Annotated in this window: 17 protein-coding genes; 6 read left to right on the forward strand and 11 right to left on the reverse strand. The window is 57.6% G+C overall.

What is annotated here, in order from left to right; all coding sequences use genetic code 11:
• Positions 1-139 precede the first annotated feature (139 nt).
• Positions 140-1,543: a D-serine/D-alanine/glycine transporter gene (gene cycA / locus ABLU50_RS19410; protein WP_004206470.1), complete on the forward strand. Its 1,404-nt coding sequence runs from the start codon at positions 140-142 to the stop codon at positions 1,541-1,543.
• A 104-nt stretch (positions 1,544-1,647) separates the two neighbouring features.
• Here the strand turns inward: cycA and ytfE are convergent, their stop codons facing one another.
• The 4 genes from ytfE to ABLU50_RS19430 form a co-directional block, all read right to left on the reverse strand.
• Positions 1,648-2,310 (reverse strand): iron-sulfur cluster repair protein YtfE, encoded by a 663-nt coding sequence (gene ytfE, locus ABLU50_RS19415; RefSeq protein ID WP_048322753.1) that lies wholly within the window; start codon positions 2,308-2,310, stop codon positions 1,648-1,650.
• An 82-nt stretch (positions 2,311-2,392) separates the two neighbouring features.
• On the reverse strand, positions 2,393-3,364 hold the full coding sequence (locus tag ABLU50_RS19420; RefSeq protein WP_004206472.1) for a DMT family transporter: 972 nt from the start codon (positions 3,362-3,364) through the stop codon (positions 2,393-2,395).
• Between the two features lie 75 nt (positions 3,365-3,439).
• Positions 3,440-4,264 (reverse strand): AraC family transcriptional regulator, encoded by an 825-nt coding sequence (locus ABLU50_RS19425; protein ID WP_017900588.1) that lies wholly within the window; start codon positions 4,262-4,264, stop codon positions 3,440-3,442.
• Between the two features lie 78 nt (positions 4,265-4,342).
• A complete protein-coding gene (locus ABLU50_RS19430) occupies positions 4,343-5,191 on the reverse strand; it encodes an SDR family oxidoreductase (RefSeq protein WP_048294053.1) in 849 nt (282 codons plus the stop codon).
• A 90-nt stretch (positions 5,192-5,281) separates the two neighbouring features.
• Between ABLU50_RS19430 and ABLU50_RS19435 the strand changes: the two genes are divergently transcribed.
• Positions 5,282-5,653, forward strand: coding sequence for a helix-turn-helix domain-containing protein (locus ABLU50_RS19435; RefSeq protein WP_004206475.1), 372 nt, complete (start codon positions 5,282-5,284; stop codon positions 5,651-5,653).
• 54 nt (positions 5,654-5,707) lie between these two features.
• Here the strand turns inward: ABLU50_RS19435 and cpdB are convergent, their stop codons facing one another.
• Complete coding sequence (cpdB, locus tag ABLU50_RS19440; RefSeq protein ID WP_087832367.1) at positions 5,708-7,651, reverse strand: 2',3'-cyclic-nucleotide 2'-phosphodiesterase; 1,944 nt, start codon at positions 7,649-7,651, stop codon at positions 5,708-5,710.
• Positions 7,652-7,842: 191 nt separating this feature from the next.
• Between cpdB and cysQ the strand changes: the two genes are divergently transcribed.
• Positions 7,843-8,586, forward strand: a complete 744-nt coding sequence (cysQ, locus tag ABLU50_RS19445; protein WP_004206477.1) for a 3'(2'),5'-bisphosphate nucleotidase CysQ — start codon at positions 7,843-7,845, stop codon at positions 8,584-8,586.
• On the opposite strand, the gene ABLU50_RS19450 is transcribed toward cysQ, so the two are convergent.
• Positions 8,576-9,133 carry a YtfJ family protein gene (locus ABLU50_RS19450; RefSeq protein WP_004206478.1) on the reverse strand — a complete coding sequence of 186 codons (558 nt, stop codon included), beginning with the start codon at positions 9,131-9,133 and terminating at the stop codon, positions 8,576-8,578. The genes cysQ and ABLU50_RS19450 overlap by 11 nt on opposite strands.
• 324 nt (positions 9,134-9,457) lie before the next feature.
• Here ABLU50_RS19450 and ABLU50_RS19455 point away from each other — a divergent pair, with 324 nt between their 5' ends.
• Entirely contained in the window at positions 9,458-9,664 is a 207-nt protein-coding gene (locus ABLU50_RS19455) for a DUF1107 domain-containing protein (protein ID WP_002886707.1), read from the forward strand.
• A gap of 61 nt (positions 9,665-9,725) precedes the next feature.
• On the opposite strand, the gene araC is transcribed toward ABLU50_RS19455, so the two are convergent.
• The 5 genes from araC to msrA all read right to left on the reverse strand — a co-directional run bounded on the left by araC (position 9,726) and on the right by msrA (position 16,246).
• Positions 9,726-10,598 (reverse strand): arabinose operon transcriptional regulator AraC, encoded by an 873-nt coding sequence (gene araC / locus ABLU50_RS19460; RefSeq protein WP_004206480.1) that lies wholly within the window; start codon positions 10,596-10,598, stop codon positions 9,726-9,728.
• 30 nt (positions 10,599-10,628) lie between these two features.
• Positions 10,629-12,638 carry a beta-galactosidase gene (locus ABLU50_RS19465; protein ID WP_087832366.1) on the reverse strand — a complete coding sequence of 670 codons (2,010 nt, stop codon included), beginning with the start codon at positions 12,636-12,638 and terminating at the stop codon, positions 10,629-10,631.
• A gap of 18 nt (positions 12,639-12,656) precedes the next feature.
• Positions 12,657-13,889, reverse strand: a complete 1,233-nt coding sequence (locus tag ABLU50_RS19470; RefSeq protein ID WP_087832365.1) for an oligosaccharide MFS transporter — start codon at positions 13,887-13,889, stop codon at positions 12,657-12,659.
• Between the two features lie 200 nt (positions 13,890-14,089).
• Positions 14,090-15,427 (reverse strand): hemolysin family protein, encoded by a 1,338-nt coding sequence (locus tag ABLU50_RS19475; protein ID WP_004206485.1) that lies wholly within the window; start codon positions 15,425-15,427, stop codon positions 14,090-14,092.
• A gap of 180 nt (positions 15,428-15,607) precedes the next feature.
• On the reverse strand, positions 15,608-16,246 hold the full coding sequence (gene msrA, locus ABLU50_RS19480) for a peptide-methionine (S)-S-oxide reductase MsrA (protein WP_004206486.1): 639 nt from the start codon (positions 16,244-16,246) through the stop codon (positions 15,608-15,610).
• 209 nt (positions 16,247-16,455) lie between these two features.
• Between msrA and tamA the strand changes: the two genes are divergently transcribed.
• Complete coding sequence (gene tamA / locus ABLU50_RS19485; protein WP_323084216.1) at positions 16,456-18,189, forward strand: autotransporter assembly complex protein TamA; 1,734 nt, start codon at positions 16,456-16,458, stop codon at positions 18,187-18,189.
• Positions 18,186-21,962, forward strand: a complete 3,777-nt coding sequence (gene tamB, locus ABLU50_RS19490; RefSeq protein WP_087832363.1) for an autotransporter assembly complex protein TamB — start codon at positions 18,186-18,188, stop codon at positions 21,960-21,962. The genes tamA and tamB overlap by 4 nt, the downstream gene beginning before the upstream one ends.
• The last annotated feature ends 1 nt before the right edge of the window (position 21,963 follow it).

A 21,963-nucleotide genomic window follows, 5' to 3' on the forward strand; every position in this document is an offset into this window, starting at 1 on the left:
AAATTAACATTATATCTAAATCATAGTATTCATCCCTCCGATTCTTACCTAATATCGACTAGCCCTTGCTGGGGTTAATGACAGACGACAGGCCATCAGAGCCTGAACAACACAGACAGGTACAACAGGAAGAAATCACATGGTAGATCAGGTTAAAGTCGCTGCTATCGAGCAGGAGCCGACTGAACAATCGCTACGGCGAAATCTCACAAACCGACATATTCAGCTGATTGCAATTGGCGGGGCGATCGGCACAGGATTATTTATGGGTTCTGGCAAAACCATCAGCCTTGCCGGGCCATCTATTATTTTTGTTTATATGATTATCGGTTTTATGCTGTTTTTCGTTATGCGAGCCATGGGCGAATTACTGCTGTCGAACCTCGAATATAAATCCTTCAGCGACTTCGCGGCCGATCTGCTGGGCCCCTGGGCGGGCTACTTTACCGGCTGGACCTATTGGTTCTGCTGGGTGGTGACGGGGATGGCGGACGTGGTGGCGATCACCGCCTACGCGCAGTTCTGGTTTCCCGGACTCTCCGACTGGGTCGCGTCTCTGGCGGTGATCCTGCTGCTGCTGGGCCTGAACCTTGCCACCGTCAAAATGTTTGGCGAAATGGAGTTCTGGTTCGCGATGATCAAAATCGTCGCCATCGTGGCGCTGATCGTGGTCGGCCTGGTGATGGTCATGATGCATTTTAAATCGCCGACCGGCGTCGAAGCCTCTTTCGCGCATCTGTGGAATGACGGCGGCTGGTTCCCTAAAGGGCTGAGCGGCTTCTTCGCCGGCTTCCAGATTGCGGTATTCGCCTTCGTGGGGATTGAGCTGGTCGGTACCACTGCGGCTGAAACCAAAGACCCGGAAAAATCCCTGCCGCGGGCGATTAACTCCATCCCGCTGCGTATCATTATGTTCTACGTCTTCGCATTGATTGTGATTATGTCGGTGACGCCGTGGAGCTCCGTGGTGCCGAGCAAGAGCCCGTTCGTTGAGCTGTTCGTGCTGGTCGGTCTGCCGGCGGCGGCGAGCCTGATTAACTTCGTGGTGCTGACTTCCGCAGCCTCCTCAGCCAACAGCGGCGTCTTCTCCACCAGCCGTATGCTGTTCGGTCTGGCGCAGGATGGTCAGGCGCCGAAGATGTTCGCCAAACTGTCGAAGCGTGCGGTGCCGGCGAAGGGCTTAACCTTCTCCTGCATGTGCCTGCTGGGCGGTGTGGTGATGCTGATGGTCAACCCGAGCGTGATCGCCGCGTTCACCATGATCACCACGGTGTCGGCGATCCTGTTCATGTTCGTCTGGACGATTATCCTTTGCTCTTACCTGGTCTATCGTAAAAAGCGTCCGCAGCTGCACGAGAAGTCCAAGTATAAGATGCCGCTGGGCAAATTAATGTGCTGGGTGTGCATGGCCTTCTTCGTCTTCGTACTGGTGCTGTTGACCCTCGAAGATGATACCCGTGAAGCGCTGATGGTCACCCCGCTGTGGTTTGTTCTGCTGGGGGCGGGCTGGCTGTTTGCCGGCAAAAAACGTCTGGCGAAATAAACGAAAATTTTAACGTTGCTTGCAACGGATCGTCATAAAAAAGGCCACTCAAAGTGGCCAAATAAGACGGACAATGTCGAGGGCGCCTGCGGGCGCCTTTTTCTTTACTTACCGGCGAGGGCACGCGGGAACAGCACGTTATTTTCCAGACTGATATGCTCCATCAGATCGTCGATCATCTCGTTGATACCGTTATACATTGCCTTCCAGGTGGTGCAGGCTTCCGGCGGCGGCGTCACGTTATGGGTGATATGTTTGATTACCTCGAGCAGTTCGCCCGCTTCATCATGCTCGCTTTCCATTACGCCGATCGGGCCCCCGGCCTGGGCGCCCATCCCCTGTTTGATCATCGGAAACAGGATCTGCTCCTCTTTCATCATGTGGCTGGAGAGCTCCTGCTGCAGCATAGTCAGGTACTTCGTCAGCCCTTTCGGCACATTCGGTTTATCGGCGTGGACCCGTTCAACCTTGGTGGCTTGCAGGATCAGCTCCGGCAGCTGTTCGCGGTGCCGGTCATGATAGCGAACGATGATATGGTCGATGATCTCCGCCAGAGGCGCCGCGCGCCAGTCGCGGGTGATAGGCTCCCCGGCCAGTTTCTCCAGCTCGGCTTCAATCACCGCGACATCCAGCGCTTTGCGCGATGCGGCGCGCGCCAGCGTCTGTTTGCCGCCGCAGCAGTAATCCATATCGTATTGACGGAACAGGGCGGAGGCGCGCGGGATGGTCAGCGCCAGCTCGCCTAAAGGTTGGTCACGGAAAGCCATAGCAGTTACCTCGTCATCAGGAATATAAGGTGTATTTTAAATGCATCTTTATGGCGAGGGAATACCCCTTAATAGGGCCCGGCTACTTTTTTTCGTTCGTCAGCGGTTGCAACGTCGGTTTTTCCGGCCTGGCGCGGACGGCGGAGACCACGCCGAGCACCAGCAGCAGGATACCGCTCAGGGTCAGCAGCGGCGGTAAACTTTGCCGCAACAGAAAGGTATACAGAAGCCCGGCCAGGGTTTCGAAAACGATAAGCGGCCCGAGGATCACCGTCGGTAATCGTTGACTGGCAATATTCCAGCACAGCGCGCCGACCCATGAGCAGAGCACCGCGATGGCCAGCATCAGCGTAATAAACACCGCCGGGCGCGGGCCGAAGGGCAGGGGGAACCCGGCCTGCTGACCGTGCAGCCAGGCGCAGGCGGCGAGATAGCCGGCCAGCGAAACCGGAAGCGTCACCAGCGCCTGAGCGGTAGCCCACATCATCGGCGGTTGATGCGGGTTCTCCCGAAGCCAGCGGGCGTTGCGCAGGGCATACCAGGCCCAGCAGACCACCGACCCCAGCGCCAGCGCAATGCCGGAGCCGTAGCGCCACGGGCTAAAATCAGGCAGCCCCTGGCGCAGTTCCGCGACGTTAACGCAGATCAGGCCGACGGCGATGCAGACCAGCGCCGGAAACAGGCGCCGCCATGGCAGCTTTCCGTCGCGCTGGCTGTAGAGCAGATTGGCGAAGACCGGCAATACCACCGGCAGCGTGCCGATAATCATGGTGGAGACCGGCGCCCCGGTACGCTGAATGGCGCTGGCCAGGCAGACGTAATAGATAAGATTTCCCATCATCGTCAGACCCAGCGCGGTCCACCAGTCGTTCCGGCTCAGCTGGCGCAAACGCGCGCGCCCGAGCCATGCCAGCGGCAGGGCGATCAGACCCAGGGCCAGATAGCGTCCCATCGACTGCAACATCGCCGGATACTCTGGCACCAGCAAAGGCCCGACGAAAATTAAACCCCACATCAGCCCCGCCAGCAGGGCGTACAACACACCACTAATCATCATTGCATCCATTGTCATCACGGTTGTCTGCAGTGTAGAAGGAGGCCGGGCGGGAATATTGTATGAGATTGCGCATCAGCGCCTGGCGACCTGCTTCTGATAGCGTACCGGCGTAATGCCGTAACGCTGGGTGAAGGTGCGGGTCAGGTGAGACTGGTCGGTGAGGCCGACGGCTATCGCCACTTCGGCGGCGGGCATGCCGTGGGTGAGAAATGCTTTGGCGCGCCACAGGCGGATGGCCATCAGCATCTGATGGGGCGTTACGTGATAGTGGGCTTTAAACTGGCGCTGAAAGTGGTACGGGCTCAGCGCCGCCACCTGCGCCAGCTCGTCGAGGGTGATGGGCCGCATATAGTTATCATGCAGGTAGTCGCGCACGCGGTCGAAGCGATGCCCGGCCTCACCCTGCGCCGAGGCATGGTGGGCCAGAGGGCGGAAGGTGTCGATGAGGTCGAGCAGCATTCCCTGCTGGGCCAGCGCATCTTCGCTGTGCCACAGACCGTAAATCAGCTGGCCAATCCGCCGGGACCGCAGGGGATCCTCGCGGACCACCTCGCTGAACCACCAGTCGCGCACCCCGGTGATGGCTTCCAGACGGTCCGGCTCCAGATAAATCATCCGGTAGCGCCAGCCGTCGGCGGTTTCCGCTTCGCCGGTGTGCAACTCGTCGGGATTCATGGTGACAATGGCATTGGCGGCGGCGATGTGCTGACTGCCGCGGTAGCGAAAGCGCTCGGCACCCTGCTCAATCACGCCAATGCCGAAAGCTTCGTGGGTATGGGGTTCAAAGGCGTAGCGGGAGATATGGGCGTGGTAAAGCTCTACCCCGGGCAGCTGTTCGAGATGGCGAAAGCGCGCGCGATCTTTTTCATCACTAAATTGGGGTGGTACGCCCTGCATGCCTGCCTCCCGACGATTAATCTCTTCAATATGAGAGAGGAACCGCCGGGACGCAACCGCAAAAGCTGAGAGGGGCGGTTACAGAATGCCTTTCACGCTTTCGGCAAGGGAGGTGGTCGGACGGCCGATCAACGTACTCAGGGTGCGGCTGTCGTCAAACAGCCCGCCTTTCGAGGCGCCGACGTCGGAGTCTGCAAGCATATCGGCCAGACCCGCCGGCAGGCCGACGCTTTTCAGCGCGGCGGCGAAGTCGGCTTCGCTGAGGTTTTGGTAGACCACGTTTTTACCGCTTTGCTTGCTCAGCTCAGCAGCCAGGTCGCTCAGCGTCCAGGCGTTATCACCCGCCAGTTCATAAACTTTCCCTGCATGGCCTTCACCGGCGATAACGCGGGCGGCCGCGGCGGCATAATCTGCGCGGGTGGCGGAGGCAATTTTACCTTCGCCGGCGGCGCCGATAAACACGCCGTGCTCCAGCGCCGGCGGCGCGCTGGCCAGATAGTTTTCAGTATACCAGCCGTTACGCAGCAGGGCGTAAGCGATACCAGAGTCGGCCAGCATCTGCTCGGTTGCAATATGCTCTGCGGCCAGGCCCAGCGGCGAAGTGTCGGCGTGCAGCAGGCTGGTGTAGGCGATGAACTTCACCCCAGCGGCTTTGGCGGCGTTGATGACGTTGCGGTGCTGTACGGCGCGCTGGCCGACTTCGCTGGAGGAGATTAACAGCAGTTTATCCACGCCCTGCAGCGCGGCGGTCAGCGCCGCTTCGTCGCTATAGTCGGCCTGGCGGACGACAACGCCCTGCTGGCTGAGAGTCTGGGCTTTGGCCGGGTTGCGGACAATCGCCACAATCTGGCCGGCAGGGACGGTTTTAAGCAGGTCTTGCAGAACGTAGTGGCCAAGCTGGCCGGTGGCACCGGTAAGAGCGATCATTAGTCTTCTCCTTCGTGTTTAGTGGCAGTTGTGGTAAGCTAACACCTTAACTAACTTTTAGTAAGTACGTACAAAAAGGTAAGTGTGAAAATGGCCGAACCGACGCTGAGCGAGAAACTGCGCAATGGCAATTTGTTTGCGGAACAGTGCCCGTCGCGCGATGTGCTTAAACATGTCACCAGCCGCTGGGGCGTGTTGATTCTGGTGGCGCTGCGCGAAGGAACCCATCGCTTCAGCGATCTGCGGCGCAAAATGGGCGGAGTCAGCGAAAAGATGCTGGCGCAGTCGCTGCAGGCCCTGGAGCAGGATGGTTTTATCGACCGCGTCTCTTATCCGGTGGTGCCCCCGCACGTTGAATATAGCCTGACGCCGCTCGGCCTGCAGGTGAGCGAGAAGGTGGCGGCCCTGGCGGACTGGATCGAGGTTAATCTGCCGGCGGTGCTGGCTAGCCACGAGGAGTGAAAATGTATCACTCCCTGTAGCCCCGGTAAGCGCAGCGCCACCGGGGAACAGGGATTACTGACTCAAATCCAGCTGATAAATGGCGAAGCCGATATCATCGGTGGTCACCTGGTGCATCGGATATTGGGCTTTCTCTTTGATAAACGCCGCGGCTTTGTCGCCAGGCGAGGTCTCAAAACGAATATCCAGCGGCGTCTTACTGTGGATCGGCGCCAGACGCCAGTTGTTATCCGCCGCCGGATGGATCGCGCCATCCTTCTTCGATTGCGCGCCAATCCACGCCGCCAGCACTGAACGGTTTTCATCCGGTGAGGCGAAGGCGATATGGCTTTCGCCGGTGCCAGCGAATTTACCGCCGTACGCGCGATAGTTATTGGTGGCGACCAGGAAAGTGGCCTGCGGATCGACCGGTTTGCCGTTGAAGGTCAGGTGCTTAATACGCTCTGCCTGCGGATGGATCATCTGACATTCGCCGTCGTAGCGGGCCGGCTGAGTGACGTCGATCTGGTAGTTCACCCCGTCAATCACGTCGAAGTTATAGGTGCGGAAGCCGTCCCAGTTGATCAGCGACTGCGGCTTGCTGCTGGTCGGGTCAATCTGGTTAAACTGCCCGGCGGAGCACTCCAGCCACTCCTTGACCTCCTTCCCGCTGACCTTCATCACCACCAGGGTGTTCGGGTAGAGATAGAGGTCGGCGGCGTTGCGGAAGGTAAGCTGGCCTTTTTCCACTTCCACGAAGCTCGCCGGATCGTTTTTACGCCCGCCGACTTTAAACGGCGCGGCAGCGGAGAGTACCGGTAGTTTCGCCAGATCCGGGTCGCCCTGAATGTAGTGTTCAACGTAGGCTTTCTGCGCCATGTTGACTACCTGCACCGTCGGGTCGTCCTGCACCAGCGCCAGATAGCTGTACATGTTGTCGGCGGACTTGCCGATCGGCTTACTGACGAACTCGCGAGTAGCGTCGTGATCGGCTTTCAGCACCGCCACCAGCTTACCGTCTTCGTCCGCCAGCGATTTCTTCGCCACCGCGTCGTAGATTGGCCGTGCTTCCGCTTTACTCTGAGTCACCTGCCATTTGCCGCTGTCGTTGTTCAGCACCAGATCGACCACCCCGAGATGATCGCCCCACATTCCCGGCATCACCGCCGGTACGCCGTTCAGCGTCCCTCTGGCGATATCCGCGCCTTTAATGTTGGCGAAGTCTTTGCCTGGGAATACCGCGTGGGCGTGGCCGAACATGATGGCGTCAACGCCGGGCACCTGGCTTAAGTAGTAGACTGAGTTCTCGGCCATCGCCTGATACGGGTCGGCGGAGAGGCCGGAGTGAGCGACCACTACCACCACATCAGCCCCTTTCGCCCGCATCTCCGGGATATATTTGCGCGCGGTTTCGGTAATGTCGTTGACCGTCACTTTGCCGCTAAGATTGGCTTTATCCCAGGTCATGATCTGCGGCGGCACAAAGCCGATATAGCCGATGCGCAGGGTGTGGGATTGACCTTCGCTGTCCTGAACCGGGGTATCCTTGATCAGGTACGGGGTGAAAAGCGGTTTGCCGGTTTTGGCATCGATGATATTGGCGTTCACGTAGGGGAATTTCGCCCCGGCTAGCGCCTTGTGCAGGAAGTCGAGGCCGTAGTTGAATTCATGGTTGCCCAGGTTGCCGACGGCATAATTCAGGGTATTCATCGCCTTATACACCGGATGAACATCGCCCTCTTTCAGTCCCTTGGCGGCCATGTAGTCGCCCAGCGGGCTCCCCTGGATGACATCCCCGTTATCCACCAGTACGCTGTTTTTCGCTTCTGCCCGCGCCTGTTCAATCAGGGTGGCGGTACGCACCAGGCCGAATTTCTCCGTGGCGGCATCTTTGTAATAGTCAAAGTCCATCATATTGCTGTGCAGATCGGTGGTTTCCATGATCCGCAGGTCGACCGTTGCGGCGTTGACGCTGGCGGCGATCAGCGTGGCCAGGAGCGTTGCGCTAAACTTAATCATCAGAGGCGTCCTTTTTTATGAGCGATAGCACAGAAGAAAATGTATTTATATTCTGTTGCTTACAGAAATGTGAATCTTGCCAGAAAAGCGGGCAGAGAAACCGCCATCGTTATCACAGATAGCGGAACTTGCGGTGATGCGATATAAATAAAACAACAAGTTAACGCCACTGTAACCAGACGAGGTGGAGAATGTTAGAACAAGTATGTCAGCTTGCACGGAACGCGGGCGATGCCATCATGGAAGTTTACGATGGAAACCAGCCGATCAACGTCGCCAGCAAGAAAGATGATTCTCCGGTCACGGCGGCGGATCTCGCGGCGCATAAAGTCATTGTCAGCGGCCTGCAGGCGCTGGATGCCACCATTCCCATTCTGTCGGAAGAGGACCCGCCGGCCTGGGAAGTGCGCCAGCACTGGCAGCGCTACTGGCTGGTCGACCCGCTGGACGGCACCAAAGAATTTATTAAGCGTAACGGCGAGTTCACCGTTAATATCGCGCTGATTGAAAACGGCAAGCCGACGCTGGGCGTGGTCTATGCGCCGGTGATGAAGGTGATGTACAGCGCGGAAAAAGGCAAAGCCTGGAAAGAAGAGTGCGGCGTGCGCAAGCAGATCCAGGTCCGCGATGCCCGTCCACCGCTGGTGGTGATCAGCCGCTCCCATGGCAACGATCCGGAGCTGCAGGAGTACCTTGAGCAACTGGGCGAGCACCAGACCACTTCCATCGGTTCCTCGCTGAAGTTCTGCCTGGTGGCGGAAGGCCAGGCCCAGCTCTATCCGCGCTTCGGGCCGACCAGCACCTGGGACACCGCCGCCGGCCATGCCGTCGCGGTCGCCGCCGGGGCGCATGTTCACGACTGGCAGGGCAAAACCCTCGACTACACGCCGCGTGAATCCTTCCTCAATCCCGGCTTCCGGGTCTCTATTTATTAAGCAATTTATGCAGCAGGTCGATCACCTGCTGCACCTCTTGCTGAGTGAGCGCGCCGTCTTTGGCCCACTGGATGCGCCCGCTCTTATCCAGCACCACAATCGCCGAGCTCTTCTCGTCCAGCTGCCAGGCTTTTCGCACCAATCCATTGCTGTCGACGATAAATTGCGACCATGGGAAGAGCTTTTTATTGCTTTCGATACTGTTGCGCACAAACATACCGGTGCCCGGGATGGCATCGTCGGTGTTAACGATGGTGGTGGTCTGATAGCGATCGTGCGGGAAGCCCGCTGCTTTAATCGCCTCGATCAGGTTGGCATTTTTCTCTTTTGCTGACGAGCGTCCGGCGATGTGCTGGACGACGCGCACTTTTCCCGCCAGCTGCGAGCTATTCCAGTTTTTATAGCTAAACTTATCATTATCCAGAATTAATTCGCCCCGATCCGCGACGCCGACCGGCGCCACGCGCTGGCCATCGACAAAGTTATGCGCTGAGGCCAGCAGCGGCACGAGGAGTAACGAGGCGGCCAGTATGCTACGTAGGGTCATACGGTTTCCTTAATCATTTTTTGTGCAGGTGATCCGACCACTTGGTCTCGTTTAATCATAAGTGCGATTGGTGGTGATTACCCGCAATGAGGATGCCAGTTTGCGTGTTGACGCACAAATTAGTCGAAAAACGGCGACTTATACTTACTTCATCGTATGTCTGAAACGAAAATTCTGAATTATTGTCATCAAAGGGTAAATAAACTTATACATACTGGGTCCCTCTGAGATTCTGGACTATAGTTTTAGGGCATTAAAATTTGCGCTCCCGATACGTGGGCTAACTGTGGCACCACAGGAGCGTAACCCTGGCAGGAGAGAAGAATGAAAATTTTCCAACGCTACAATCCGCTGCAAGTGGCGAAGTACGTGAAGATCCTGTTTCGTGGACGGTTGTACATCAAGGACGTTGGCGCATTTGAATTTGATAAGGGCAAAATCCTTATCCCGAAGGTCAAGGACAAGCTGCATCTGTCAGTGATGTCCGAAGTCAATCGTCAGGTGTTGCGTCTGCAAACTGAGATGGCATAACCTGAAACGTAGCAGTACGTAGTAGGTAAAAGACGGCTCCCGATGGGAGCCGTTGATGTTTTTAGCCCTTCATTTCCGCATAGCGTTTGCGATATTCGCCCGGTGGAATGCCGTTATGTTTACGAAACAAGCGGGTGAAATAGACCGGATCGCTGTAGCCTACCGATAAAGCAATTTTGTTAAGCGGGAGCGAGGTGCTCTGAATAAGCCACCTGGCGCGGTTGATGCGTTGCGTTTCCCGCCACGCATAAACCGTTTGCCCCAGTTCATTTTTGAAAAGGTGCGCCAGACGTGAAGGGGAGATAAATACCATCGCCGCCAGGGTCTCGATTTTTACCTCCTGCGCAATATGGGCGTTGAGGTAGTCGCAGACGGCGTTAATCCGTGGGTCGTGGGCGTGACGGTTGCTGATGGGCTGTCGCTGAAAACAGTGAAGGATCAACCTTTCCAGGGCGTTCATCGCCAGCGCTTCCGACAGCGGCGCGGATGCCGAGTGATGGCGTATCACTTCGTAGAACAGATCGCGCAGCTGCTGGAGCTGTTCGGGATCGTTAATGGTTGTTTTGCCGATACCGTGAGTAGTTTGGTCCCACTTTAGCCAGTCTATCCAGTAGGGGCGGGGGATAAAGTAGATCCACAGATGGTCCCAATACTCGCTGTGCTCGTCCCTGCCGTAGTGATGGGGCACCCCGGGAGGAAACAGCAGCAGATCGTTTTCCCGGCACAGAAGGAAGCCATCGCCCGCCTTCGCCCGCGCCTGGCCGCGCAGGGTCAGATTAATGATGTAACCTTTCATCCCCTGCGGGCGGTTAATGTAGTAGTCCAGCGTGGAGCCGCGGGTAATCGGCGTGAAGCCTGCGACGACCCAGGCATTGAAGGTAAAGGTCTTCATCAATGGCGAGAAATTGAGTAGCTCATTGATATCCAGTTCCATTCTCTCTCCCACCTGAGCGCCGCCGCGTCGTTAGCTTTCGATGATAGTAAATTCCCAGGCCCTGAGGCGCAACGGCTGGCCGACGTATACTGTCTCCCCGCTCAGCAGCGCGCTACCCGCGGTCTCGCTGACAAATTCCAGCGTCTCGCCGGAGTAATTGAACAGGAAGTGGATGGTTTTCCCGGCGCGATTACGCATTTTTTTGACCACTAATGGGAAGCGATAGGCGGAAGTGCGCGAGCGCAATGCGATATCGGCGGTTAGTACATCAAACAGCTGGCTAATCAATCCCTTCTGCGGCAGGAAGCCAACATACATCGCTCGTCCCCGGCCATAATCCGCTTCGGTGGCGGCGGCGTATTCGCCCCATGCCGGATGCTGATAGCGCAGCAAGGTGCGGGTCCCATCATCGGGCGTCAGCAATTCCATCCACAGCTCAGCCTGATTGTCATTGCGGCAATCAATCTCTGCACAGCAAGAGCTTACCGTCGTCCCTTCCGGCAGGGTGAACTGGCTGTAGCTGACGCCGCAGCTCTGCCGCAGGATCCCAGGCTGCGCGCTGCGGCGTACCTTGACGTTTTCATCGCTAAAGCCCGATTTAAAGCCGATAAGCGCTCTGCCGCCCTCGGCGATATAGTGATTGATACGCGCCAGCAGGCCATCATCGGCAGCGTACAGGCCGGGAACGATCAGCACTCGGTAGCGCGAGGTTTCCTCGTTTACATCGTGGATGATGTCGAGGCTGATATTGTGGTCATACAGCGCATCGTGGAAGCGGCGAAAGATATCGTTATAAATGTTGCCCTCGGCATCGCCGGGGCGGAACTGGTTAAGGGCGTCCATTGCCTCATTGCTTATCAGCAGCGCAACGTCGTTTTCGGCCTTCAGCTCCGCCAGCTGCGGCGACAGGCGGGCAAAGTCAGCCCCGATAGTGGTGGCCTCCTGCCAGGTCGGGTTACGCGAGAAGTCGTGGCTGAGCAGCCCCTTCCAGTAGGTTTCGAAGGCGTTATGAATCGAATGCCAGTGCCAGTAGGAGACCATGGCGGCGCCGGAGGCGATATGGCTGAACGCCTGCAGGCGCAGCTGGCCCGGGTAGGGAGTCCACTGGGCGAAGCCCTGCGCCTGGGTTTCCAGCACGAAGTAGTTCTGGCCCGGCTTAAGCGAGCGGGTGATGGCGCCGCCAAAGGCGATTTCCCGCCCGGTCAGGTGTGCCTGGCTCGGGTGATAGATATCGACGCCGGCGATATCCAGCGCCTGCGCCGCCGCAAAATGGTCGACCCGCGGCTGCACGCCGTAAGAGTAACCGCGCCATTCAAAATCGAAGTTGTGGGTGACGAACTGGTGCGGTTGGGCGTACTCGCGCACAATCTCCGCCTGCCAGGCCAGATACTCGGTGACCTGCTGGCGCTGATAGCGGGAGAAGGCGCAGGCGAGGCTGGCGTTGATGGTGTTTTCCACCGGCGGAAAATCCTGCCAGCGGTCAATGCGGTTGCTCCAGTAATCCAGACCGAAATCGTGATTCAGTTGTCGGAGGTCTGGATATTTCTCCTGCAGGCTGCGCACGAAGCCCTCCTGCATAAAGCGGCCAATATTGTCGTAATGCTTGGTTTCGTTATCCAGTTGCCAGCCGATAATCGCCGGATGGTGTTTCACATGGGCCATCAGCGTGCGGATAATTTTTTCGGCATAGCGGCGAAAGGTCGGGTTGACGATATCCATGATCTGCCGCGGACCATATTTTTGCTGCCCCGCGACGGTGGTGACCAGAATATCGGGATGTTTCGCCGCCAGCCAGGCCGGGACCGCGTAGGTGGGCGTCCCGACGATGACCGCAATGCCGGCCTCATGCATCGCCTCGAGCACCCGGTCGATATGGTAGAAATTGTACTGGCCCTCTTCGGGCTCCAGCGTACTCCAGGTGGACTCGGCGATACGCACCACGTTAATGCCGGTTTCGCGCATTAAGGCGATATCGCTGGCCAGCCGATCTTCCGGCATATATTCATCGTAATACGCCACGCCATAAAATAACTGAGACATGCAGACTACCTCCTGACATTAATTCGCGGGCACAGGTTGTGAAGAGAACACGCGTGCTTTATCCAGCGTGATAAACGAAATGAGCGTGAAGCACAGGGCGATACTACCGAGCACGATATAGCTGCTGGTAAAGCCCATGCTCTGGTACATATGGCCGATGCCGGTGGAGAGAAAAATAGAGCTAAAGCTTTTTGAAAACTGGAAGCCAATTAAGTAAACCGTCGCGGAAAGCAGGGGGTTAAAGTTAGCGGTAATATATTTAAGCGCCGCGACGAGTAACACCGAGCTTTCAAATCCATGGAGTAGTTTAATCAGGCTGATGGATACCGGGCCAATAGCCCACGCGGAACCGATAATGCGCAAGCTCATAATCAGCCCGCAGTATAACAGCGCATTTTTCGGGCCGATTTTATTCACAAACCATGGTGCAAAGAACATCACGATAGCATCAAGGAAAATCTGACCCGTGGTTAAATAACCGAAGACTTCTGCACCCCGGGCTTTACTCTCAAAGAAATGGCTGTAGTAGATAGCGAACTGCTGGTCATAGGTTTCATAGACCGCCCCGACGCCAATGACATAGAGGGCGAAGAACCAGAATTTTTTAATTTTTAACAACGAGACGGCATCGCGGAGGGTAACCGGCGACGTTTTGCCGGACAGCAGCCCCTGCTTTTGATGGGTGCTGATCTGCATTTTCCAGACAATCGCCAGCAGGCAGACGCCTGCTGCGCTGGCCAGCCAGAAAATCATGTTCTGATCGATGCCGTAGAGCTTTCCTGCCGCAAAGGTGCCGATCGCGGCGCCGATGCCGCCGAACATCCGCGCCCGACCAAATTCGAAGCCGGAGGCGCGGCTGACCTTATCGATGTAGGCTTCGCAAATCCCGCAGCCTGCGCCGTAGGCCATGCCAATATAGAGGCCGCCAGCCAGCGCGCCGAGGAACACATTTATTTTTAACAGAGGCGCGAAGACATAGATCCAGTATGGAGCGAATAAGGTGATAATGATCGCCAGCATCCACATCAGATTCTTACGATACACCAGCTTATCCGATATAAAACCGAATAATGGCTGAACGCAGACGGCCACAATGGCAGTGAAAGAATAAACCAGACCGACGTCCGTGTAGTTAATACCGATGGTTTCCGTTAACCACAGTGATAAATAGGGGTAGCAGCATCCCCAGCCTATAAAGAAAAACAGGAAAAACAGACAGCTGATAAAGTAATTTTTATTCGACGTTATCATGGTAACCCTCGCTTCCTTTATTCAGGAATATGATCGTGTAGACGCGAGCAACGTTACCTTTTTGCGCTCGGGGGAGTCATAAACGTTTCGCTATCGAGCAGTAATAATCTGCTATCGGCAGTGGGGCGTGAGCCGCTTCACATTCGGGCAATAAAAAGGGCGGATGATCATCCGCCCTTAAGAGAGAGAAAGGATTACGCTCAGGCGTTCTGGCTTTCCGCCGCTTCCGCCTGCTTGGGCACCAGCACTGTGGGCTTGTTATCGATGCGGGTCACCAGCAGCTGGTCGATACGGTAGTTATCGATATCCACGACCTCGAACTTATAGCCGGAGAACTTCACCGCGTCGGTGCGTTTGGGGATTTTACGCAGCATAAACATCATAAAGCCGCCGATGGTCTCGTAGTTCCCGGACTGCGGAAACTCGTCGATATCCAGCACGCGCATCACGTCATCAATCGGCGTACCGCCATCGATTAGCCACGAGTTTTCATCGCGGGCGACGATCTGCTCTTCCAGCCCCTGGCCGACGAGGTCGCCCATCAGAGTTGTCATCACATCGTTAAGGGTGATGATCCCGACCACCAGCGCATATTCATTCATGATCACCGCAAAGTCTTCCCCGGCGGTTTTGAAGCTTTCCAGCGCTTCGGACAGGGTCAGGGTATCCGGGACGATCAGCGTGTTGCGGATCTGCACGCCGCCGGTCAGCACCAGGCTCTGGTTCGCCAGCACGCGGTTCAGCAGATCTTTTGAATCGACGTAGCCGATAATGTGGTCGATATCTTCATTACAGACGAGGAACTTCGAGTGCGGGTGTTCGGCCACTTTATTCTTCAGGCTCTGCTCGTCTTCATGCAAATCAAACCAAATGACGCTTTCACGCGGGGTCATGGAGGAAGGAACGGTGCGGGACTCCAGCTCGAACACGTTCTCAATCAGCTCATGCTCCTGCTTGCGCAGCACCCCGGCCAGCGCGCCGGCCTCGACTACGGCATAGATATCGTCGGAGGTGATATCGTCTTTGCGCACCATCGGCAGTTTGAAGATGCGGAAGATCATGTTGGCCATGCCGTTAAACAACCACACCAGCGGGCGGAAGACTAACAGGCAGAAGCGCATCGGGTTGATGATGCGCAGGGCCACAGTTTCGGGCGCAATCATACCGATGCGTTTCGGAGTCAGGTCAGCAAACAGGATGAACAAGCTGGTGACCAGGGTAAAAGAGATGATGAAGCTCAGTTGCTCGGAGAGCTCCGGTGACAAATACCCGCTGAGCAGGCTATGAAACGCCGGTGAGAAAGCCGCGTCGCCCACAATACCGCCAAGAATGGCGACGGCGTTGAGGCCAATCTGCACGACGGTAAAGAAGGTGCCCGGGTTCTCCTGCATCTTCAGCACCCGCTGTGCGTTGACGTTGCCTTCATCGGCCAGCAGTTTCAGTTTGATTTTACGTGAGGCGGCCAGTGAGATTTCCGATATCGAAAAAAACGCACTGACGGCTATCAGACAGAGTATTACTAAAATACTGTTTAACATATCTTTTCTGACCGTTGAGGTCAGATCCTCGGAAGGGAAGTTGATAACTTAAATGTGGAATACATAAAAAACCGGTCCGAAGGCGCTGGACCGGCTGTCACACTGGGTAGTATAGCGTAAGGGAATGTAAAGCCGCCAGAGCGTTCATTAACCGCCTCGCTGTTGAGGCGGAAATAAGAATTACGCCTGAGGCGGCAGGCAGACGCCAATGCCGCCAATGCCACAATAGCCGTGCGGGTTCTTATACAGATACTGCTGGTGATCGTCCTCGGCATAGTAGAACGGTTTGGCGGTGGCGATCTCGGTGGTGATGTGACGGGTATCGTGCGCGTCGTTCATCGCCGCCTGGAAGCGCGCGAGGCTGGCCTTTGCCGCTGCCGTCTGTTCCGGCGTCAACGGATAGATCGCCGAACGGTACTGGGTGCCGAGGTCGTTACCCTGTCGCATGCCCTGCGCCGGGTCGTGATTTTCCCAGAACACCTGCAATAACTGCTCATAGCTGATGACCTGCGGATCGTAGACCACGCGCACCGCTTCCGCGTGACCGGTCTGGCCGCTGCACACTTCGCGATAGGTCGGATTGGGCGTATAGCCGCCAGTGTAGCCGGCGGCGGTGCTGTAAACCCCCGGCAATTGCCAGAACAGACGTTCAACTCCCCAGAAGCAGCCCATGGCGAACAGTGCCACTTCCATCCCCGCCGGGACGTTGGTCATCGAGTGGCCGTTAACTGCGTGGAGCGTCGCCACTGGCATCGGGGTATTGCGTCCAGGCAGCGCATCCGCCTGGGCGACAAGATGCGTTTTATCAAATAGACTCACGGTGGGCCTCTCAATACAGAAATCGTCGTTAAGGTTGTAACGAAGCGTGTCTTTTAACACAATAAATACGCGTAATACGTCTAGATTAATACATAAGAATTATTTGGGTTATTGCCACTTTTTCAACCCTAAGTTGTTAGGGTTTTGTTAAGCCGTGGAGCGGCGCCAGTGTTTCCTGTAGGGGGAAACAGGGATATTCAGGAGAAAATGTGCTAAAAATCCGCCAGTTATGTGTCACCAGCCTTTTGCTGGTCAGCGGGGTCGCCAGCGCAGCGAATGTGCGTTTGCAGGTTGAGGGATTATCCGGAGAGCTGGAGAAAAACGTTCGCGCCCAGCTTTCCACCATCCAGAGTGATGAGGTCACGCCGGATCGTCGCTTTCGCGCGCGCGTCGATGACGCCATTCGCGAAGGTCTGAAAGCGCTGGGGTATTACGAGCCGACGATTGAATTTGATCTGCGTCCGCCGCCGAAAAGGGGCCGTCAGGTGCTGATCGCCAAAGTGACCCCGGGTGAGCCGGTGCGCATTGGCGGAACCGAGGTGATTCTGCGCGGCGGCGCCCGCACCGACAGCGACTATCTGGCGCTGTTGAAAACCCGCCCGGCCATCGGGACGGTGCTCAACCACGGCGATTACGACGGTTTCAAGAGCTCATTGACTCGCGTCGCCCTGCGCAAAGGCTACTTTGACAGCGAGTTCAATAAAAGCCAGCTTGGGGTCTCCCTCGATCGTCATCAGGCGTTCTGGGATATCGATTACGACAGCGGAGAGCGCTATCGCTTTGGCCACGTCACCTTCTCCGGATCGCAAATTCGCGATGAATACCTGCAAAACCTCGTGCCGTTTAAAGAGGGCGACTATTACACCTCGCAGGACCTGGCCGAGCTAAACCGCCGCCTGGCGGCGACCGGGTGGTTCAGTTCGGTGGTGGTGGCGCCTGATTTTGCTAAGTCACGGAAAACCAAGGTGCTGCCTCTGCAGGGCGTTGTCTCGCCACGCAAAGAGAACACCGTGGAAACCGGGGTAGGGTACTCCACAGACGTCGGTCCGCGGGTGAAAGCCACGTGGAAAAAACCGTGGATGAACTCCTATGGCCACAGCCTGACCTCCAGCGTCAGCCTCTCCGCCCCGGAGCAGCAGTTTGACTTCACCTATAAAGTCCCGCTGCTCAAGAGCCCGCTCGAGCAGTACTATCTGATGCAGGGCGGCTTTAAGCGTACCGATCTCAATGACACCCAGGCCGACTCCACCACCCTGGGGGTCTCGCGTTTCAGGGAGATGTCGAGCGGCTGGCAGCGGGCGATTAACCTGCGCTGGAGCCTGGACCACTTTACCCAGGCGAACATCACCAACACCACCATGCTGATTTACCCCGGGGTCTCGGTGAACCGCACTCGCTCCCGCGGCGGCCTGATGCCTACCTGGGGCGATTCGCAGCGCTACTCGGTGGACTACTCCAACACCATGTGGGGCTCGGACATCAACTTTATCGTGATACAGGCTCAGGACGTCTGGATCCGTACCCTCTATGACCGCCACCGCTTTGTGGTGCGTGGCAACCTGGGCTGGATCGAAGCGGACAACTTTGACAAGGTGCCGCCGGACCTGCGTTTTTTCGCCGGGGGCGATCGCAGTATTCGCGGCTATAAATACAAATCCATCTCGCCGAAGGACGATGACGGCAAGCTGATCGGGGCCTCGAAGCTGGCCACCGGCTCGCTGGAATATCAGTACAACGTCAGTGGCAAGTGGTGGGGCGCCGTGTTTGTCGATAGCGGCGAAGCGGTCAGCGATATTCGCGAGAGTGATTTCAAAACCGGCGCCGGGGTAGGCGTGCGCTGGCAGTCGCCGGTGGGGCCGATCAAGCTGGATATCGCCCGGCCAATCGGCGACAAAGAAGAGCATGGTTTACAGTTTTACATCGGTCTGGGGCCTGAATTATGAGTTTATGGAAGAAGATAAGCCTCGGCGTATTAATCGTGTTGGTTCTCCTGCTGGGCACCGTCGGGTTCCTGGTGGGCACCACCACCGGCTTGCATCTGGTGTTCAAAGCGGCGGATCGCTGGGTGCCGGGGCTGGAAATCGGCAAAGTGACCGGCGGCTGGCGTGATTTAACCCTCGATAATGTCCGCTATGAGCAGCCCGGCGTGGCGGTGACCGCCGGCCAGTTTCATCTCAGCGTCAGGCTGCGCTGTCTGTGGGACAGCAGTCTGTGCGTAAACGACATCGCGCTGCGCGATATTTACGTCGCCGTCGATACGAAGAAGATGCCGCCCTCTGCGCCGGTCGAGGAAGAGGACAGCGGGCCGCTGAATCTCTCCACCCCTTATCCGATCGCCCTCAGCCGCGTCGCGCTGCATAACGTCAACGTCAAAATCGACGATACCGCGGTCTCCGTGCGCGATTTTTCCACCGGCCTGAACTGGCAGGAGAAAAACCTGACCCTGACGCCGACCTCGCTGCAGGGGCTGCTGATCGCTCTGCCGAAGGTGGCGAAAGTGGCGCAGGAGCAGGTGGTCGAGCCGAAAATCGACAACCCGCGGCCGCAGGAGAAACCGCTCGGCGAGACGATGACCGACCTCTTCTCGCAGCCGGTGCTGCCGGCGATGACCGATGTCCATCTGCCGCTTAACCTCAACATTCAGGCGTTCCGCGGCGAGCAGCTGCGCCTCACCGGCGATACCGATATCACCGTGTACAACCTGCTGCTGAAAGTCAGCAGTATCGACGGGCAGATGAAGCTCGACGCCCTCGACATCGACTCCGATCAGGGCAAGGTCACAGCCTCGGGCAGCGCCCAGCTACAGGATAACTGGCCGGTAGACATCACCCTCGCCGGAACGCTGAACGTCGACCCGATGAAAGGGGAGAAGGTGCAGCTGAAGGTGGGCGGCGAAGTGCGTAAAACGCTCAAAGTCGGAGTTGACTTAAGCGGGCCGGTCGCGGCCACGCTGCGGGCGGACGCGCAGCTGGCGGAGGCCGGGCTGCCGCTCAATATGGAGCTGAAAAGTAAGCAGCTCGCCTGGCCGTTCAGCGGCGAGAAGCAGTTCCAGGCCGACGACGTCCAGCTGAAGTTCAGCGGCAAAATGACCGACTATGCGCTGGCCTTCTCCACCGCGGTGAAAGGCCAGTCGCTGCCGCCGGCGAAAATCGCCCTCAACGCCAAAGGCAATGAGCGGCAGATCAATCTCGACAAGCTGACGGTCAATGCCCTGGAAGGGAAAACCGAGCTGAAAGCGCTCCTCGACTGGCAGCAGGCGATCAGCTGGCGCGGCGAGCTGACCCTCGACGGCATCAACACCGCCAAAGAGGTGCCGGACTGGCCATCGAAGCTCAATGGCAGGATCAAGACCCAGGGCAGCCTGTACGGCGGCAGCTGGCAGATGTCGGTGCCGGAGCTGAAAATTACCGGCAACGTGAAACAGAACAAGATGGATGTTTCGGGCTCGCTGCAGGGCAACAGCTATCTGCAGTGGAAAATCCCGGGGCTGCATCTGGCGTTAGGCCCGAACAGCGCCGATATCAAAGGCGAGCTGGGGGTGAAGGATCTGAATCTCGACGCCACCATCGATGCGCCGCACCTGGATAATGCGCTGCCGGGGCTCGGCGGGACGGCGAAGGGGCTGGTGAAAGTGCGCGGCACTGTCGATGCGCCGCAGCTGCTGGCGGACATCACCGCCCGGGCGCTGCGCTGGCAGGAGCTGACCATCGCCCAGGTCAACGTCAAAGGGGATGTGAAATCCACCGATCAGATTGGCGGCAACCTGGACGTACGGGTGGATCGCATCAGCCAGCCGGGGGTGAATATCAGCCTGGTACAGCTCAATGCCAAAGGCACTGAGAAGCAGCATGAGCTGCGGCTGCGGGTGCAAGGCGATCCGGTTTCCGGCCAGCTGGCGCTGGCGGGCAGCTTCGATCGTCAGGCCGAGCGCTGGAGAGGCGCGCTAAGCGATACCCGCTTCCAGACGCCGGTGGGTCCGGTGGCGCTGACGCGCAGTATCGCGCTGGACTACCGCAACCAGGAGCAGAAAATCAGCATCGGGCCACACTGCTGGACCAACCCGAACGCCGAGCTCTGCGTGCCTGAAACCATTGACGCAGGCGCCAGCGGGCGGGCGCGGGTGAATCTCAACCGCTTCGACCTGGCGATGCTCAAGCCGTTTATGCCGGAGGCGACCCAGGCCAGCGGCGTCTTTACCGGTAATGCCGATGTCAGCTGGGACACCACCAAAGAGGGGCTGCCGCAGGGTAAAGTGACCCTCAGCGGGCGCAACGTCAAAGTGACCCAGGTGGTCAATGACGCCCCGCTGCCGGTGGCGTTCGATACGCTGAACCTCAGCGCCGACCTGCATAACAATCGCGCGGAGCTGGGCTGGCTTATCCGCCTGACCAACAATGGCCAGCTGGATGGGCAGGTGCAGGTCACCGACCCGCAGGGGCGGCGTAACCTCGGCGGCAACGTCAATATCAGCAACTTCTCGCTGGCGATGATCAACCCGATTTTCGCCCGCGGTGAAAAGGCGGAGGGAAGGCTCAACGCCCGTCTGCGCCTGGGCGGCAACGTGAAAAGTCCGCAGCTGTTCGGCCAGATGCAGTTAAGCGGGGTGGATATCGACGGCAACTTTATGCCGTTTGATATGCAGCCGAGCCAGCTGGCGATGAACTTCAACGGCACGCGCTCGACCCTGCAGGGGACGGTGAACACCCGTCAGGGACAAATCGCCCTCAGCGGCAACGCCGATTGGACGCAGATCGACAACTGGCGGGCGCAAATTGCGGCGAAAGGCAGCCGGGTGCGGATCACGGTGCCGCCGATGGTCCGTCTCGATGTATCGCCGGACGTGGTGTTTACCGCCACGCCAAGCCTGTTCAACCTCGATGGCAAGGTGGATGTGCCCTGGGCGCGGATCGTGGTCAATGAGGTGCCGGAGAGCGCGGTCGGTGTGTCGTCGGACGAAGTCATGCTCGATAAAAACCTCAAGCCGATTAAGCAGCAGAGCGCCGGGATCCCGATCAACAGTAACCTGACGATCCACGTCGGCAACAACGTTCGTCTGGAAGCCTTCGGTCTGAAAGCGCGTCTGACCGGCGATCTGAAAGTGGCGCAGGACAAGCAGGGGCTGGGACTCAACGGGCAGATCAATATTCCGGACGGCCGCTTCCACGCCTATGGCCAGGATTTGATTGTGCGCAAAGGGGAACTGCTGTTCTCCGGTCCGCCGGATCAGCCATTACTGAATATCGAAGCAATTCGTAACCCGGATGCCACCGAAGACGACGTGATCGCCGGCGTTCGCGTCACCGGCTCCGCCGATCAGCCGAAAGCGGAGATCTTCTCTGACCCGGTTATGTCCCAGCAGGAAGCGCTGTCTTATCTGCTGCGCGGCCAGGGTTTGAGCAGCGGACAGAGCGATAGCGCCGCGATGACCTCAATGCTTATTGGTATGGGGGTTGCACAAAGTGGTCAGGTTGTGGGTAAAATCGGCGAGACGTTTGGCGTAAGCAATTTGGCGTTGGACACCGAAGGGGTAGGCGACTCTTCCCAGGTGGTGGTCAGCGGCTATGTACTGCCGGGTCTGCAGGTAAAATACGGGGTCGGTATCTTCGATTCCCTGGCGACGCTGACTTTACGTTATCGCCTGATGCCTAAGCTATATGTGGAAGCGGTGTCTGGCATCGACCAGGCGCTCGATTTGCTCTATCAGTTTGAGTTTTAGC

It is taken from the genome of Klebsiella sp. GG_Kp173, assembly GCF_040062415.1.
Lineage (GTDB): Bacteria > Pseudomonadota > Gammaproteobacteria > Enterobacterales > Enterobacteriaceae > Klebsiella > Klebsiella quasipneumoniae.

What these genes read in the sequence shown, in the direction of transcription:
- cycA (WP_004206470.1), top strand. Translation starts at nt 140, where the DNA reads ATGGTAGATCAGGTTAAAGTCGCTGCTATCGAGCAGGAGCCGACTGAA.
- ytfE (WP_048322753.1), bottom strand. Translation starts at nt 2,310, where the DNA reads ATGGCTTTCCGTGACCAACCTTTAGGCGAGCTGGCGCTGACCATCCCG.
- ABLU50_RS19420 (WP_004206472.1), bottom strand. Translation starts at nt 3,364, where the DNA reads ATGATTAGTGGTGTGTTGTACGCCCTGCTGGCGGGGCTGATGTGGGGT.
- ABLU50_RS19425 (WP_017900588.1), bottom strand. Translation starts at nt 4,264, where the DNA reads ATGCAGGGCGTACCACCCCAATTTAGTGATGAAAAAGATCGCGCGCGC.
- ABLU50_RS19430 (WP_048294053.1), bottom strand. Translation starts at nt 5,191, where the DNA reads ATGATCGCTCTTACCGGTGCCACCGGCCAGCTTGGCCACTACGTTCTG.
- ABLU50_RS19435 (WP_004206475.1), top strand. Translation starts at nt 5,282, where the DNA reads ATGGCCGAACCGACGCTGAGCGAGAAACTGCGCAATGGCAATTTGTTT.
- cpdB (WP_087832367.1), bottom strand. Translation starts at nt 7,651, where the DNA reads ATGATTAAGTTTAGCGCAACGCTCCTGGCCACGCTGATCGCCGCCAGC.
- cysQ (WP_004206477.1), top strand. Translation starts at nt 7,843, where the DNA reads ATGTTAGAACAAGTATGTCAGCTTGCACGGAACGCGGGCGATGCCATC.
- ABLU50_RS19450 (WP_004206478.1), bottom strand. Translation starts at nt 9,133, where the DNA reads ATGACCCTACGTAGCATACTGGCCGCCTCGTTACTCCTCGTGCCGCTG.
- ABLU50_RS19455 (WP_002886707.1), top strand. Translation starts at nt 9,458, where the DNA reads ATGAAAATTTTCCAACGCTACAATCCGCTGCAAGTGGCGAAGTACGTG.
- araC (WP_004206480.1), bottom strand. Translation starts at nt 10,598, where the DNA reads ATGGAACTGGATATCAATGAGCTACTCAATTTCTCGCCATTGATGAAG.
- ABLU50_RS19465 (WP_087832366.1), bottom strand. Translation starts at nt 12,638, where the DNA reads ATGTCTCAGTTATTTTATGGCGTGGCGTATTACGATGAATATATGCCG.
- ABLU50_RS19470 (WP_087832365.1), bottom strand. Translation starts at nt 13,889, where the DNA reads ATGATAACGTCGAATAAAAATTACTTTATCAGCTGTCTGTTTTTCCTG.
- ABLU50_RS19475 (WP_004206485.1), bottom strand. Translation starts at nt 15,427, where the DNA reads ATGTTAAACAGTATTTTAGTAATACTCTGTCTGATAGCCGTCAGTGCG.
- tamB (WP_087832363.1), top strand. Translation starts at nt 18,186, where the DNA reads ATGAGTTTATGGAAGAAGATAAGCCTCGGCGTATTAATCGTGTTGGTT.